We start from the raw sequence: 14,346 nt of genomic DNA on the forward strand, positions 1-14,346 counted from the left end.
GCGGACATGTCGGCGTGCCGGTGAGCGACCTGCCCGCCCATCCGCAGCAACAAGAGGGCGTCCGCGCCCCATGACGACGGCGCAGCCGGACGGAAGCATGGCGGTCCCGGCGCGCACCTTGCCCCGACCGGGCAGGGCGCCGTCCTTGCCATAGTGGATCACACAGCCGGCGCTGTTCCAGCTACCGGCTGACCTCCCCGCGCTCGCCGCGACAGCACGCTTGCGGTCCGGGCTTGCCGGGTAGCGTCCCCACGGAACCGTCGTCAGCAGCAAGGACGGGATCCCGCGAAAGCGGCGATGTCTCCTGCCCGACTCCCGCGGCGACCCGGCTGAACCAACCCTGCGGACCCTCGACCTGCGGGGCACCGAGCCAGCCGTGCTGATCCAGATTCGCCGCTGGAGCGCGCAGACGCTCGTCGCCGTTGCCTCCGCCACAGGCGCCAGCCGATGAGGTTCTGCGTGTCGCCGACGGCCGGTGTGCGCCCCACCTGCAAAGGGACCCGCTGGAAGGACAGCGCCAGCGCGTCGAAGCCGGCCCTCCGCACGCGGACGACGTGCCCCCCATCAGTGACCGCGGTATCGATCTTGCACCGCGCAGCGCGGCGAGCGACTCACCTGTGGTTGCCATATTCTCAGCGTGACGACGGGACTCGGGAAGATCGATCTGTGCGAGGTGCGCGGTGTCTGTGGCGGGTGAGCGGATTCCCGAGGGCGTAGACGTCAGGTTGCCCAGCGCCGCCCGGGTCTACGACTGGCTGCTCGGCGGCAGCCACAACTTCGACGCCGACCGTGCCGTCGGCGAAAAGGTCATGGCGGTCCTGCCATCGGGCCGGCAGGTCGCCGCGTCCAACCGGGCGTTCCTGCGCCGCGCGGTGCGGTACATGATCACCCAGGGCATCACCCAGTTCCTCGACCTGGGTTCCGGCATCCCCACCGTCGGCAACGTGCACGAGGTGGCCCAGAACGCGGATCCCGGATGTCGGGTCGTGTACGTGGACTACGACGAGGTCGCCGTCGCCCACAGCCGCCTCATCCTCGAGGGCAACCCGAACGCCACCGTGGTCGCGGCCGACCTGTGCCGCCCCCGCGCCGTGCTGACCTCACCAGACGTGCAGACGATGCTGGATTTCAGCCGTCCGATCGGGCTGCTGATGGTCGCGGTGTTCCATTTCGTCCCGGACGACCTGCGGCCACGCGAGATCGTCGCCGACTACCGCGCAGCCTTGCCGCCGGGGAGCCTTGTTGCGCTGTCGCACCTGACCGCCGATCACGCACCACGGGCCATGGCGGCAGTCACCGAAGCGATGAAGAACAGCCGGGACCCGATGTACTTCCGCCCCTACGCCGAGGTCGTCGCACTCTTCGACGGCCTGCAACTGGTCGGGCCCGGCGTCGTGAGCGCGCCGCTGTGGCACCCGGAGCCGGGCATCCGTGACATCGAGCCGGACGACGTCTACGCCGGCGTCGCCCGGAAGACGTAGTACCACCCTCCCGGAACCAACCCCTGTCACCGGCCGCCAGCCTGCCGCTTTCATGGGTTTTGGGGCGACACGTGCTGTAGATGAACGGAAGTGCCTGTCCTGCAAGGGAAATTGGTGTCACCACAACATCAAGTTTGCCGAGTAGGAAGGCACTCCGTAGGTGAAGACGCGCGCTGGGCCAGTTGCGAATGTCGTCCGGCTCGCCGGACGGACACCTCGCAGCGAAGCGGCTGGCTGTCATCGCGCATCAGTTTGCCGGCGCGGCGATGACGAGGTGCTGGCGGCTGATCCAGACGGGCAGGGCCAGGGACAGTACGCACAGCGTTGCGGCGAGGAAGCCGGTGTGGTGGTCGAATCGCTCGGCCAGGAGTCCGCCCGCAGCCTGGCCGGTGGCGTTGGCCACCGCGATGGTGGTGGTGATCCAGCCATAGGCCTCGGTCAGGCGCCGGCCTGGCACCAGGCCGTCCAACGAACGGCTCTGTCCATGATTGCGTGATCAACTGACTGTGCCCCGGATCCGGGTGCGCAGCAACGGTTTGTGATCATATGCCATCGGCGGCGAGAACCCTACAAGATCATTCTGGCGCAAGCATCGTTTACTGTGGACGTTCTGGTGCGGCTGCGCCGTGGGCGGTCAGTCCGAAGTCAAGGATGCGGTCGGGATGGATGCGAATCAGTTCGGTTGAGAACCCCGGTCGGAGGGGTTCAGCAACGCTGAGTGTTTCGGCGCGCCCACGGATTTCCAAACAACGCACGCGCCACGGTTGATACGAGGCTATGTCGTCGACGACGAATGCCACCCAGTTGTTGCCGGCCAGGTTGCGGAACTTACGGCTGGCACCGAGGTTGTGTCCACCGATATCGATGGCGCCCAGTTCGGGGTTGTAGCGGAACGTGACCGGGTTGTTCTGCGGAGCACCGTGTCGGTCCACAGTGGCCAGCCGCCCGAGCGTCTGGCTGTTGAGGTACTCGACCTGTTCCGGTGTGAGCGTCATCATTGATTGTCCTGTTCTTCAGGGCCCCGCAAGGCACGCAGAATCCACTGCAGGCCGTCGCGGTAGCGGTTCTCGAATTCGGACTCGCCGGGATGGATGCCGAATAGCCGATGGGCGATGTCGCCGAACACGACCGGGGCAGCGACCGCGCCGAGCAGGACGAGCTGCAGGGTTGCCGGGTCAAGGCCGCGATCGAGCTCACCGCGTTCTAATCGGCGACGCAGGCTGGCCGTGTCGGGGTAGTCGGCGTCGGCACTCGACTCGGGCGGGCCCTGCCCGACAGCGGCCAGTCCTCGCCAGGCCAGCAGCCGCATCGGCCGTGGGTCGCTCAACGCGTCATGCAGGTAGCGCGCCAGGCTCTCGGCCAGCGACAGGCCGGGTTCGGCGAACCCGTCACGGCGGTGCAGCCAGGCCCGCTGCACCGCCCGGTACAAGCCCTCCTTGCCGTCGAAGTGGTAGGCGATGAGGTCCTTGCTGACCCCGGCACGCTCGGCGATGTCCCGCACCCGCGCCCCCGCGAATCCCTTCTCAGAGAACTCCTGCAACGCCGCATCGAGCAACGCCGCCCGGGTGCGCTCGGCATCGACCACCCGCTCTTGCGGCCCGGGGGCACGCCGTCGAGCCGAGCCGGACCCATCGCGCACGGTCATAGACAACAGTCTAACGGCATCAGACAACTGTCTGACGGAGTATGGCGGACGTCACACACGTCTGCGGCTTGCTGGCGTGCGCGCTCCGGCGATGGCCCTGTCACCTGCTCCTTCTTCACCGGCGGTGTTTGCGGCTGACCATGATCCCCATCCCCAAGCGCAGTTCGGCATGCACGCGCGCCGTAGGTGCCGCGAGACCGGCCGTGGATCTCGGTGATCACTCCGCTCAGCCACTCGCGGCGCAGTGCCGCCGGCGAGGTCGGCCTCGAGCGCCACTCGTAGAACCCGGAATGGCTGACCTCCAGCAGCCGGCAAGCCAGCTTCACCGGTAATCCCCGCTCGGCGAGGCGAGCGACTACCGGGAACGCCCTTTTGGGCCGCCCTTCAGCTCCTCGTAGATCTTCGACGCCTCACGCAGGATCTCCAGCTCGGTTTCCAGCTGCCGGATCCGCGCTTCGCCGCCACGAGATCTGCGTGCTCCGTGCTGCTCAGTCCAGGGCGTTCACCATGATCGACGCGGTCCTGCTTCAGCCAGCTGTGCAGGCAGGATTCACTGATATCCAGCTCATGAGCGGTCTCCCGGACGGACTTGCCAGCCCGGACCAGCGCAACCGCCCGATCCCGGAACTCGGCGGGATAGCCTTCGGCATGATCGACAGCCTTCCAGACGAAGCACCATCGACTCCACCAACCCGGGTCCGTCGTCTGGGGGCAACGCCATGACACTCCACAGACCGAGGTCCGGGGAACCGGGGCAATGCCAAGGTGTCTGGACAACCGGGGGAAGCTCAAGGCGGAGTGCCGTAGCCGCCAAGGACTCGTGCTGGTTCGATGCTGGGCTTCGTCAGGTCTGCCGAAGGTCTGCAACGAGACCCGGCCGTCAGAATGGGCTGTTGGAGGTCTTGCTCTGGGCGCGATTGCGTCGTCGTGAGGACTGCAACTGGGTCAGGATCAGCCGTAGGACTAGCCGAGGTTTCCTGCTGGTGCGTTCCAGGTCCCCTCGCCGGACATCGAGCGACAGAAACTCGGCTCACGTGGCAAATGGGCTGCAGACCAGGGGTGGCGCGGCTCACCCATCGCCGAGGCCGACCGCGCTCAACTCCGGCACGGCGACACCGGCCGGACCGGGTAGCGCTGGTTCGGGGCCCCTGGTCAGGCTACGTGTGCGCGGGCGGCAAGCTGGTCGATGCCCGGCAGGCGGGCTCGACGGTCATCGCGCAAGTCCCGGATGAGCTTTCGGGCGGTTGCGCGGGTGTGGACTTCGCCCGGCGCGCGGAGTTCGGCTTCCCGCAGTGCGTTGTATGCCGGGCCTGGCCGGTCGAGGGCATGGTGAACGAGCGCCAGATCGACCAGGTAACGGCCCTGCCGCTCAGTGTTGGTGCCGGTGAACGCGCCGGCGGTGCGGGCGTAGTGCAGCGCGGCGGCGGGGTCGCCGAGCACGTGCAGCGCGGACACCTGGTGGCTGGTGATGTTGGCAGTGAGCGGGCCGTGCAGTGCCCGGTGGTCGGTGAGCCGGTCCGCGGTCCGGCTGGCGTCGCCGAGCAGGTCGAGGGCCAGGTCGCGGTTGCCCGCGCGGGCGGCGCCGTAGCCGGCGGTGCACATGAGCGCGCTATAGAGGGCAAGGTGCTGCGGTGCGGGGCGGTTGCCGGTGTCCAGGTGGTCGACGGCGGCAAGGACGAGGTCCTGGGCGCGTTCGTGCTGGCCACCTCGGCGGCAGACCGAGGCCTTGACGCGTTCGGCCTCCGCCAGCAGCAGTGGGTCGCTGGTCCGGGCTGCGGCCAGGGAGGCGCGGTCCGCGCTGATCCATTCGAGCCCGCTCGCGGGCAGCTTGATCAAGGCGCGGGTGATCAGCGTGTAGACCTGGGCCGCGACGTCGTGGCCGGCACTTGTGGCCGCCCGTGTCGCTTCGGTGGCCCGGGCGAGCTGGGGTAGCCGGCGCGCCAGCGTGAGGTAGTCGGCGCGATCGAAGGCCGCGCGAGCGAGGGCGAGTGCCTGGCGCAGCGTCGCCGAGGTGGTCGGGACGGCCGGGGTCGCGGGGCCGAGGAGGACGGGCTCGAGGTGGCGGGCCAGCAGGGCTGCGGGATCCGGTTCGGTGGCAGCTGCGCTGCTCGTTGCCAGACCGGACCCGAGCAGACCGGTGGCCACCAGGAATGTGCGGCGCCGCATGTCGTCCTCCTCGGGTTGGCTGGTGCTCACCCTAGGAGAGCGCGGCGGGAATCGCTGGGAGGCGACGCGGTCGTGCAGGCCGAACGCGGTGGCGGGCAGGTCGAGCAGCTCGGCGAGATGTCGCAGCGTCGCCGGATCCTGCAGGCGTCGTTGCCCGCTCTCGAACCGGCTGATCAGACTGGGATGGCAGCCGAAACGGCGAGCCAGCTCGGTCTAACTGAGGTCGGCGCGCTCCCGCGCCAGTCGAACGATTGCGGCGTGGTCGCCTGCCGCGATCGCGGCGGCAAGGCCTACGTCCTCGGTGCGGGTCCATCGGTTCGGCATCAGACGCCTCGATTCCCACGGAAACACACCCACGGTAGTCGCTCGGTGACGAGGCCGGGCAGGTTGTGCCGGGTTGGCACAACCATGCCGAGCTGGCACGAACCCCTGCCGCTGCCCTCTGCGTCACGCTTTCCTCGAACCCGCGACTCGGGGCACGGGTCCCCGTGCGACGGACGGGAGTGAGCAGGTGAACAAGACGCGGTCAGCGGACGTGGCGGTGGTCGGTTCGGGCATCGTGGGCTTGGCTTGTGCGCTGGAACTGGCGCAGGCGGGGTACTCGGTCGTCCTGGTCGGGCCGCGAACCGGCGAACACGCGGGGCAGGCCAGCCGCGCGGCTGGTGCGATGCTCACGGTCTTCTCCGAGGTCGAGGCCGCACACCCGCCGCAGCGCGTCGCGGTCGAAGTGGCCGAGCGCGTGGCCGCGCGTGCCGGCTACGACGCGTGGCTGGACCAGCTCTCCGCCACCGCAGGTTGCCCGGCGCCGGGCCTCACGCCCGGAGTCTGGGTCACCGCCAGCGTCCCGGCCGACCGCGCCGAACTCGCCGCGATCGCCGCGGCCGCCGCCGCCGGCCGCCTGCCCGGCCACCTGCACGCACCAGAAGACGTCCCCGGCCTGCATTCGGAATCGGTGTTCGAGGCCTTATGGCTGCCCGGCGAGGCCGGCATCGACGCCGCCGAGCTCACCACAGTGGCTACGGCCGCCGCGCTCGCGCACCCGCGGATCACCTGGCACGACACTGATACAGCCCGCATCGTGGACACCGAAACCATGCTGCGGCTCGACCTCGTCGATGGCGAACCGGTCACAGCCGAGCACCTGGTGCTGGCCGCCGGTGTGCAGACGACCGCGCTGGCGCGCCGCTCCCCCAGCCTGCGCCTGGATGCTCCGCCGGTTCTGGCTGGGCGCGGGGTCAGTGTTGTGCTGGACGCCGTCCCGGACCCCGTCACCGCACCGATCCGGACCCCGAACCGGGGCTTCGCGTGCGGGGCGCACCTGGTCCCCCGGGTCGACGGGCGGACGTACCTCGGGGCGACGAACCGCCTCAGCACCCGGCCCGAGCCCGGCCGGCGGGCCACCGTGGACGAGATCGCGACCCTGCTGCACGACGGCGTCGGCGAGCTCAACACCGGACTTCGCCACGCCCAGGTAACCGATGTCCGCGTCGGGTACCGGCCCTACACCATCGACCACTTGCCCCTCGTCGGCCGAACCGCGAACCCGAAGATCCTGCTGGCGACCGCGACGTACCGGTGCGGGATCCTGCTCGCACCCCGGGTGGCCACGCTGATCCGCAACGAACTCGACCACCCCGGCACCCTGGACGCTCACCCGTACTCACCCCGCCGAACGATCGTCGCGCCCGACCTGGCCCAACTCATCGACGCCCGCGGCGGCGACCTGGCCGAGCTGATGTGCCAACCCGGAGGTCATCTCCCCGGCGGCGCGGCCGGCCGGATCGCCGCAGCGATACGTGCCGCGCTCGCCCACGGCCTCAACGACCCGGCCGTGCGGCGGCTGGTCACCAGTACACCCGTCGAAGAAGTCCTGCCCCTGGTCCTGGACATCGCCGCCCGGAGCACACGATGACCCTGCCCGAACAGCTGATCGAAACGGTCACGGCCCCGAGCTCGCCTACCAGGCCGACCGGCGCGCTGACCCGGCACACCGAGCTGGACGAGATCGGCTTCGACTCACTCGACCGGGTCCGGCTCGCAGCCGCCCTCGAAGCCGCGTACGGCATCGCGATCTCCGACGCCGCGATCGCCGACGTCCACCAGCTCGGGGACCTCGCCGCCCTGATCGAGCACCGCGGGGCCGCCGCCCCGACCGCGCTCGTCGCTCTTGATCAGGTCCCGCCCCGCGTCCGGGACTCGAACAACTGCCTGATGCGGTCATCCACCCGACCGCCGAACTCGGCGCCGGCGCCGCCGTGGGACGCGGCAGCCGCCTCTGGCGCCGTGTCCTGCTCGCCGACGGCGTCCAGGTCGGAGACCAGTGCACGCTCGGCACGGACGTCCACCTCGGCCCCGGCACCCGGGTCGGCGACCGCGTCAAAATCCAGACGCCGTACAGGTCTTCGGGGCTGTCATCCAGGACGAGGTCCTGCTGTGTCCCGGCGTCCTGATCATCGAGGACAGCGCACCCCGAGCCGTCACTTCGGCAGGGCTCCCCCAGACCACAGAGGACTGGACCCCACGACCGGTCACCGTCCGCCGAGGCGCGACCGTCGGCGCCGGAGCCATCCTGCTCCCGGGCATCCAGATCGGCACCTACGCCATGATCGCCGCCGGGGCGCTCGTCGACCGCGACCTCCCGCCTCACGCGCTCGTCGCGGGCAACCCGCACCGGCACGTCGGCTGGGCCTGCCGGTGCGGCACCCGCCTGACCGGCACCACCTGCAAACGCTGCGGGAGTCGCTACGAGCACCAACGAGTCCGCTCGACTACAAAGCGTCACAACGTCCTGCACGGATAGCGACGCAGGGGGCGGGATAGCCTGCCCTGCGTGACGACGCCCACCGCGACGCAGCAGCACTTCTTCGAGAACTACCCGATGGCCATCCCGTCCGCCGGCGTGCTGTTCTTCGACAACCCCGACCACGAACGCGTCCTGATCGTGAAGCCGAGCGGCCGCGCGCTGTGGGAAATCCCCGGCGGCGTCACCGAAGCACGCCGCGGCCTGGGCGACGGCGCCCCTGCCGGATGTCCCCGACGTCGTACTGAGGGAATTACACCTGCTGGAAATCGGGCGGATACGGTTGTGCAGGCCTCTGACCAGGGATTTGGGTACTGGCGGGAGGTTGCGTTTGCCGACTCGGGTGTTCGCCGGCATTGAGCTGGAGCCGCCTGCGGGGCTTCCCCGTGATCTGTCGGGACGAGTTGCTACAGCCCAGGCGCCACAAGTCAATCCTCGCAACGGTGACACGGCTCGTGTCCAGCACACGACTGAACAGGCATGAGCCTCTCGGGCAAGACGTGGTCGTGGTGGCGGACTGTCGGCATGTTGACCGTGGGCGGGTTGGGTCTGCTCGCGGCGGCGATCAAGATCGTGGACTGGACGGCTGCCTGGCGGTCGGTGGGACCGAAGACGATGCCGCTGGGGCTGACGGTCGGAGGTGCCTTGTTCCTGGCCGCCGGTACCGGCTCGCCGGCCTCTACGCACTGGAACGGCTCGCTCAGGGCAACGAACGCCAGCGGCAAAGCGTCGTCAACGTCATCTGCGCCTACCAGCGCATGCCCTTCGACGTCCCTGGCGACAAGCACCAGCACGAGCACGACCCCAGCCTTGCCGAAGCCGCGCGTGCCGAGTACAAGGAGCGCGTCCAGGAACAAGAGGTCCGCATCGCCGCCCAACGAATCCTGGCCGATCACCTGCGGATCGGGCGGCCCCGAACGTTCTGGGACAACATCGACATCGACCTCGACCTCACCAAAGCTCGATTGATCAACCTCGACATGACCGAGTGCGTGATCAACAGTGCACGGTTCGGTGAGGCGAGCTTCGTCGGAACCACCAAATTCTCCTACGCGCGCTTCTCCTACAGCGACTTCCGTCAGGCAACCTTCACCGGCCGTGTCGACTTCAGGGGGTCCTCTTCATCGGCGACGCACACTTCATCCTCGCAACCTTCGGTAGGGGCGCCTCCGACCCTGCAACCTTCACCGATGCCGGGTTCACCGGCGATGCCGACTTCAGCCGCGCAACCTTCCAGGGTCCTGCCCGCTTCTCGAGTACCCGGTTCTCTGGCGACGCCGAGTTCCTCAGCACAGCCTTCAAGTATGAGGCGGCGTTCAGAAGCGCAACCTTCACCAACGAGGCCCACTTCCAGGGCGCGATGCAGAGAGATAACCCATTTCGGCTGTGAACGACGGTCGCCCGCCGCGGCCAAGATACCTGCTCGCCGTCCGCAACCGGGCCCAGCTCGTCACCGCCGCTTACGAAGCCGGCCTGGTCCGCGTATCCGTCAGCCGATCGCCACGGCGAACACCTGCGCGCCGTAGCCATATCCGTACCGGCCGCTGTAACGTGGAGCGGCCGATTATGAGGGGACGATCATGAGCAACCACACCGGCGTCGACGAGCGCGATCCGATGGAGGCCATCCAAGAGGACGTCGACTCCTCCGTCCCACACTCGGCATGGACGGATCAGGACGGCAAGGTCCACGTCGATCATCCTGTGCACACCGAATGCACTGAGGGTTGCTACCAGGTGGTGGAAGGCGGATGGGGTGACTCGCCGCGTGAGATCGACTCCGAGGACGGACCCCCGCCGCGGCACGGTGGACCGACGACCTGACCACGGTGATTCCCCAGACTCTGGGCGCGCTGACCGCGTTCCTGACCTTGGTCGCGCCGGGGATCGCGTTCGAACTGCGCCGGGAACGCCGCAGGGCGCGACGCCAAGAGACCGCCTTCCGCGAAGCCTCGCGCGTGGCACTCGGCAGCCTGGTTTTCACGCTGGCGTCGCTGCTGGTGCTCACCGGGATTCAAGGTCTGTTCTCCGTGCTGGGGCTGCATTTGCTCGCAAGCCCACAAGCCTGGTCGAGCTCCGGTGACGGATACGTTCGCGAGCATTTCGCGCTCGTCGTCGTCAGCGTCGCCGTGGAACTGGCATTGGCTTGTGCCCTCGCCATCGGTTTCGATTTCCTGCTTGCGCGAAGAGGTCGCGAGCAGGCTTCCGTGCGGCAGTGGACGGCCTGGACGGAAGCACTGAGACTCGACCGTCCCGTCGGCACCAGGCCTTGGGTGCACGTCCTCTTGGAGAGTGGGTCCTCGTTCTTCGGGTACGTCCGGTCATTCACCCCCTCCGGGCCGATGGGGGAACGCGAGATCGTCATCGAAGGCGAGTCACTGACCTACCAGGGAAAGCCGCTAACCGGGATCGAGGAGTTCGAGAAGAAGGTCATCGGCGACACCTGGCACCGGGTGGTCATTCCGGGTTCGAAGATCGCCTACCTCCGCGTCGCCTACATCCATCAGGAAACCGGCGAACTGATCCGCGATCCCGAGCACCGCCTTCGCCCGCCGAAGAACGCACCGAAACGGTCCCTCGCCGTCGCACGGACACGCACCCCGCTCGCCAATGCGGGGTCAGCCGAAGGCTCAAGTGAAGGGGGCGAAACGACCGGAGACATCGACGGGTAGTGCCCGACCGTCCAGGACTATCCGCGGCGCCATCGCTGTCGGCACCGCGAGCGCGCAACAGTTGGACAGCCCCGCGAAACCGCACCCCGGATCGATCCGCAGTTCGCCGGCCCGCTGGAGATGGTCCACAGCATCTCTGCGAGGGCGACGCCGGCGTCTTGTTCATGGCGGCGAGGTAGCGCGCCAGGTTCGGTGCCACATGCCGGGCAAGGTCGCGACGGACTGCGAGGCTGGACTGGCGGGCGCACGCAACGCCTGCACGCGTCGAAGTGGCGTCGCGGGTGCCGCATTGCGGCTCAGTCCCAGTGGATGCGGTGGCGTACGTGCGCCGGCACAGCGGAAGCGATCAGAGAGCCGAGTCGATGTGTGTCGACGGCCGTTGATTCGGGCACGGTGATGAGGATGTCCAGCTCGGCGTCCCCGGTTCCAGGCAGGACTGCGTCGGGTGTGCGGGACCAAGCCCATGCCGCTTTCTCCGATCTCGAACGAACCATGTTCGCCGAGATACGCGGCCAGTAGTGTCGCGAGGCCGCGGGTGATGCCCAACCGTCGTGGAACGCGGCGAGGATGTTGAGTACGGCCCCTCGTCGGCTGCCCGCGGCGACCCCGAAGCACGAAGCTAGCCAGTCGACGACCGCTTCACCGGCGATGGCCGGATCGAGGTGGTCGAGCAGTTAATACACCGGCCCGCGCAGCTGGTAGACCACCTGCGCGAACTGCCCCGCCTCAGAGTCGTCGCGCCACCATCGCGGGAGTTCCTCTTCGACCTCACGGGTGAACGACCCGGACCGGGTGACCGTAAGAGAAGACGAGCTGGCCCGGTCCGAGATCGATCTGCTGGGCGGCGTCGCCGCGCTGGCCTGTTAGCGGGTCAGCGGCGAACAAGACGACCGCGTCGACGTGGGCCGGGCACCTGCTGCAAAACGGCGTAGACCTCCCACATCATGACCCAGCGCCCGAACTCCCGGCCGGTCCCGCGCTGACCGCCGGTGAGCAGGTGGCAATAAGATCGACTCCGTCTTGACCAGCAGAGGTCGCACGCGGGCCGCGAGCGACTCGAAGACTTCCTCGTTCTCGGGCAGCGCCATCCTGAGCGTGATGTCCGAGCCATCCTCGGGGATTTCGGCGCGGATATTGTCCTCCAGCAGCTGCTGGAGGACCTGCTTGTCCTGCACGAGCGAGAGCGCCTCGATGCGCCGGGCCCGGCGAACGAACCGGCCGAGCCTCTTCTGCTCCGAAAGTCCCATACCGGCAATTCTGCCGCGTCCAGCGCAGCCCCCGTCAGGTCACCGTCATGACCGGCCTGCGAAAAGGCCGCGCGCGAATGGCTGTTACCACGTCGGCGGAACCGTCCGAGCGGACGGGAGCAGGAGCATTTCCCCCGCGACAGCGCGATCCAATCCACGCCTGCCTGGGAGGCCGTCGCCGACGTGCTCCGCCGCGAGAGCCGCTCCGTGGACACCGAGCTCCTCTCCACCGAGGAGTTCGGCGTCCTGCAGACCCGTTCCCGCGCGATCCTTGTGGCGAAGCGCTCCGGCACGGCGGCGCTCTCCACGCCGACCCACTGCCCCCTCGGGAAGGGCGTTATACAGGCCGACGGCGGCCCGGCCCTCCTGCCCTGGGTCTCGATGGCCGAGGCGCTCGGCTGGCCGCCCGGTCGCCGTCACCGCCGGCCGCGATCACGCCGCGCGGGTCTGGGATCTCGCCACCGGCGAAGAGTTCACCACCTTCACCGGCCACACCAGCTCGGTGGCGGCGGTGGCCTGCACCAGCCTCGACGATCGACCCGTCGCCGTCGCCGCCGGCGGCTCAATGCGATGCTGCGCAACCCTCCGGACTTTCAGGTCATGGCCCTGGCCGGCCAGCTGCGGCTCGGTCTGTTCGTCGTCGCGCAGCTTGCCGCGCGGCATGCCATCACCGTGTCCCTGACCGAATCCAGCTACGGCGGCGTGCGGGCCATCGTGCTGATCCCGACGTCGGCGATCGCGGCGGAGACGGCACCACCGCAGGCCGCGAAGCCGGTCGCGCCCACGGACGGCCTTGATGAGTCGCGTCACCGCTCCGGTGCCGGGCGCTCCAAGGAGGCCGACATGTCGTGGTTCGAGGCGCGCTGGCCCGAAGAAGATGAATCACCGGCCGTCGTGGCTCCGACCGCTCCCACGCCGGCGCGTGTCCCCGTCGCTGAGACTCCGGATACCCACACAGCCGGCGGCGGAGGCGGACAACCGCCGCTCCCCCGCCGTCGGCGTCAGGTAAATCTGTCACCGCAGCTGGCCGCCGCGATCGCCTCGCCGAATGCGTCCTCCGCGGCCCGCACACCAGCGTCGGCGCGTGCAACCCGGGCGCCTGAGCTAGCACGGGACACCGTTGCAGCGATGCTCCGTGGCACCCGGCAGGGGCGCGAATCCGCGCCACGTCACCGCTCGTGAACAGCGGTTTCGAATACACCACGAACGAACGAGGATCTGATGGTCACCTCCAATGTGCGCGAGCTGGACTGGTTGCTCGACGAGCTGGTCGAGCGGCTGCCCGGGGCCGAGAAGGCGGTCGTGCTCTCCGCCGACGGGTTGCTGATCGGCGGCTCGCGGGGGATGGCTCGAGAGGATGCCGAGCACCTCTCGGCAATGGCCTCGGCGTTCCAAAGCCTCGCGCGTGGGGTGGGCAGCCGTTTCGACAAGGGACACGTTCGCCAAACCGTCGTCGAACTGGACCGCGCCTTCCTGATCGTGACGGCCGCCGGACGCGGCGCCTGCCTCGCGTTGCTCGCGGCGGAGGAAGCCGACATGGCGATGGTCGCCTATGAGATGAACGTGATGGTCCAGCAGGTCGGCGAGAACCTCGTCGCCGAGCCGCGGCCGGAAATCGGGAGCCTGAGACTCGACGAGCAGAGGTGACCGATGCGCGAGGAAGGGGAGGAATCCTGGTTCGACCATGACGCCGGCCCGCTCGTCCGGCCCTTCGCGCTGACCAAGGGCCGCGCCCGGGCGGATCGGCACGCCCTCACCATGATCACCCTCGTGCTCGCAGCGCGGCCACCGTCCGAAGCCGAGCGGATCAACCGCGAAGGCGCCACGATCGTCCGGATGTGCCAAGGCCGGCCGCTGTCGGTGGCCGAGATCTCCGCGCAACTGCGATTGCTCGTGGTGGTGGTCAAAGTACTCGTCAGCGACCTGATCGACGAGGGATTCCTGGTTCGCCAGACCTCGGCGCTGCCGACCGTGAACGCACCCGACATGAACCTACTCCAGGCGGTACTCGATGGCGTCCGTAGACTCTGACCCACCTGCCCTGACCACCGTGTCCGCCAAACTGCTGATAGCAGGCGGCTTCGGGGTCGGTAAGACGACGATGGTCGGCTCGGTAAGTGAGATCGCCCCCCTGCGCACCGAGGAAAGCCTGAGCGCGCTCAGTGTGGGCACGGACGACCTCGCTGGAGTGGAGGGCAAGACCACGACTACGGTGGCTCTCGACTTCGGCCGGATCACTGTCAACTCCGGCCGAGAGCGAACTCGCCCGCGACCGAGAAGCTCCGTATCCGGGCCCGGCTGGAAGGCAGGCTGGCCGAATCGGATGCCGGCGCTCG

General features: G+C 68.7%; 18 protein-coding genes and 2 pseudogenes. 13 read left to right on the forward strand and 7 right to left on the reverse strand.

Annotated elements, in window-relative coordinates; genetic code table 11:
• Positions 1–680: 680 nt before the first annotated feature.
• Complete coding sequence (locus CF165_RS39805) at positions 681–1,481, forward strand: SAM-dependent methyltransferase (RefSeq protein ID WP_093952765.1); 801 nt, start codon at positions 681–683, stop codon at positions 1,479–1,481.
• A gap of 247 nt (positions 1,482–1,728) precedes the next feature.
• Here the strand turns inward: CF165_RS39805 and CF165_RS39810 are convergent, their stop codons facing one another.
• The 4 genes from CF165_RS39810 to CF165_RS53890 form a co-directional block, all read right to left on the reverse strand.
• A complete protein-coding gene (locus tag CF165_RS39810) occupies positions 1,729–1,950 on the reverse strand; it encodes a hypothetical protein (protein WP_093952766.1) in 222 nt (73 codons plus the stop codon).
• Positions 1,951–2,077: 127 nt separating this feature from the next.
• Positions 2,078–2,479 carry a PPOX class F420-dependent oxidoreductase gene (locus CF165_RS39815; protein ID WP_338023604.1) on the reverse strand — a complete coding sequence of 134 codons (402 nt, stop codon included), beginning with the start codon at positions 2,477–2,479 and terminating at the stop codon, positions 2,078–2,080.
• The gene (locus CF165_RS39820; protein ID WP_093952768.1) at positions 2,476–3,126 is read right to left on the reverse strand and encodes a TetR/AcrR family transcriptional regulator; all 651 of its coding nucleotides are present in this window, start codon (positions 3,124–3,126) and stop codon (positions 2,476–2,478) included. The genes CF165_RS39815 and CF165_RS39820 overlap by 4 nt, the downstream gene beginning before the upstream one ends.
• 384 nt (positions 3,127–3,510) lie before the next feature.
• Positions 3,511–3,732 (reverse strand): hypothetical protein, encoded by a 222-nt coding sequence (locus CF165_RS53890; RefSeq protein ID WP_369126867.1) that lies wholly within the window; start codon positions 3,730–3,732, stop codon positions 3,511–3,513.
• Between CF165_RS53890 and CF165_RS52955 the strand changes: the two genes are divergently transcribed.
• The gene (locus CF165_RS52955) at positions 3,634–3,849 is read left to right on the forward strand and encodes a hypothetical protein (protein ID WP_240521997.1); all 216 of its coding nucleotides are present in this window, start codon (positions 3,634–3,636) and stop codon (positions 3,847–3,849) included. The genes CF165_RS53890 and CF165_RS52955 overlap by 99 nt on opposite strands.
• Before the next feature lie 429 nt (positions 3,850–4,278).
• On the opposite strand, the gene CF165_RS39830 is transcribed toward CF165_RS52955, so the two are convergent.
• On the reverse strand, positions 4,279–5,292 hold the full coding sequence (locus CF165_RS39830; protein WP_093952770.1) for a hypothetical protein: 1,014 nt from the start codon (positions 5,290–5,292) through the stop codon (positions 4,279–4,281).
• A 511-nt stretch (positions 5,293–5,803) separates the two neighbouring features.
• Between CF165_RS39830 and CF165_RS39835 the strand changes: the two genes are divergently transcribed.
• Genes CF165_RS39835 through CF165_RS52975 form a run of 3 tightly spaced genes read left to right on the forward strand, consistent with a single transcriptional unit; the run spans position 5,804 to position 8,452 of the window.
• Positions 5,804–7,204, forward strand: coding sequence for an NAD(P)/FAD-dependent oxidoreductase (locus tag CF165_RS39835; RefSeq protein ID WP_093952771.1), 1,401 nt, complete (start codon positions 5,804–5,806; stop codon positions 7,202–7,204).
• Positions 7,201–8,112, forward strand: a complete 912-nt coding sequence (locus tag CF165_RS53710; protein WP_338023607.1) for an acyl carrier protein — start codon at positions 7,201–7,203, stop codon at positions 8,110–8,112. The genes CF165_RS39835 and CF165_RS53710 overlap by 4 nt, the downstream gene beginning before the upstream one ends.
• Positions 8,113–8,122: 10 nt before the next feature.
• A complete protein-coding gene (locus CF165_RS52975) occupies positions 8,123–8,452 on the forward strand; it encodes an NUDIX hydrolase (RefSeq protein WP_093952772.1) in 330 nt (109 codons plus the stop codon).
• Between the two features lie 68 nt (positions 8,453–8,520).
• Here CF165_RS52975 and CF165_RS51885 read toward each other — a convergent pair whose 3' ends face one another.
• Entirely contained in the window at positions 8,521–8,988 is a 468-nt protein-coding gene (locus tag CF165_RS51885) for a hypothetical protein (protein WP_167441718.1), read from the reverse strand.
• 84 nt (positions 8,989–9,072) lie between these two features.
• On the opposite strand from CF165_RS51885, the pseudogene CF165_RS53895 reads away from it, so the two are divergent.
• From CF165_RS53895 to CF165_RS39860, 4 genes and pseudogenes are all read left to right on the forward strand, one after another.
• Positions 9,073–9,153, forward strand: a pseudogene (locus tag CF165_RS53895) (hypothetical protein); the annotation flags it as partial.
• A gap of 80 nt (positions 9,154–9,233) precedes the next feature.
• On the forward strand, positions 9,234–9,482 hold the full coding sequence (locus CF165_RS53900; protein WP_369126868.1) for a pentapeptide repeat-containing protein: 249 nt from the start codon (positions 9,234–9,236) through the stop codon (positions 9,480–9,482).
• Positions 9,483–9,672: 190 nt separating this feature from the next.
• Entirely contained in the window at positions 9,673–9,915 is a 243-nt protein-coding gene (locus tag CF165_RS39855; RefSeq protein WP_093952774.1) for a hypothetical protein, read from the forward strand.
• Positions 9,916–9,920: 5 nt separating this feature from the next.
• Positions 9,921–10,763 carry a DUF6338 family protein gene (locus tag CF165_RS39860; RefSeq protein WP_093952775.1) on the forward strand — a complete coding sequence of 281 codons (843 nt, stop codon included), beginning with the start codon at positions 9,921–9,923 and terminating at the stop codon, positions 10,761–10,763.
• Between the two features lie 863 nt (positions 10,764–11,626).
• Here the strand turns inward: CF165_RS39860 and CF165_RS39865 are convergent.
• On the reverse strand, positions 11,627–12,010 hold the full coding sequence (locus tag CF165_RS39865; RefSeq protein ID WP_093952776.1) for a hypothetical protein: 384 nt from the start codon (positions 12,008–12,010) through the stop codon (positions 11,627–11,629).
• 207 nt (positions 12,011–12,217) lie between these two features.
• Here CF165_RS39865 and CF165_RS50640 point away from each other — a divergent pair, with 207 nt between their 5' ends.
• The 4 genes and pseudogenes from CF165_RS50640 to CF165_RS39885 form a co-directional block, all read left to right on the forward strand.
• Entirely contained in the window at positions 12,218–13,192 is a 975-nt protein-coding gene (locus tag CF165_RS50640; protein ID WP_143268781.1) for a hypothetical protein, read from the forward strand.
• A 39-nt stretch (positions 13,193–13,231) separates the two neighbouring features.
• Positions 13,232–13,657, forward strand: coding sequence for a roadblock/LC7 domain-containing protein (locus CF165_RS39875; RefSeq protein WP_093952778.1), 426 nt, complete (start codon positions 13,232–13,234; stop codon positions 13,655–13,657).
• A 3-nt stretch (positions 13,658–13,660) separates the two neighbouring features.
• The gene (locus tag CF165_RS39880) at positions 13,661–14,041 is read left to right on the forward strand and encodes a DUF742 domain-containing protein (RefSeq protein ID WP_093952779.1); all 381 of its coding nucleotides are present in this window, start codon (positions 13,661–13,663) and stop codon (positions 14,039–14,041) included.
• Positions 14,022–14,255, forward strand: a pseudogene (locus tag CF165_RS39885) (ATP/GTP-binding protein); the annotation flags it as partial. The gene CF165_RS39880 and the pseudogene CF165_RS39885, both read left to right, overlap by 20 nt.
• Between the last annotated feature and the right edge of the window lie 91 nt (positions 14,256–14,346).

This window comes from Amycolatopsis vastitatis (assembly GCF_002234595.1).
Lineage (GTDB): Bacteria > Actinomycetota > Actinomycetes > Mycobacteriales > Pseudonocardiaceae > Amycolatopsis > Amycolatopsis vastitatis.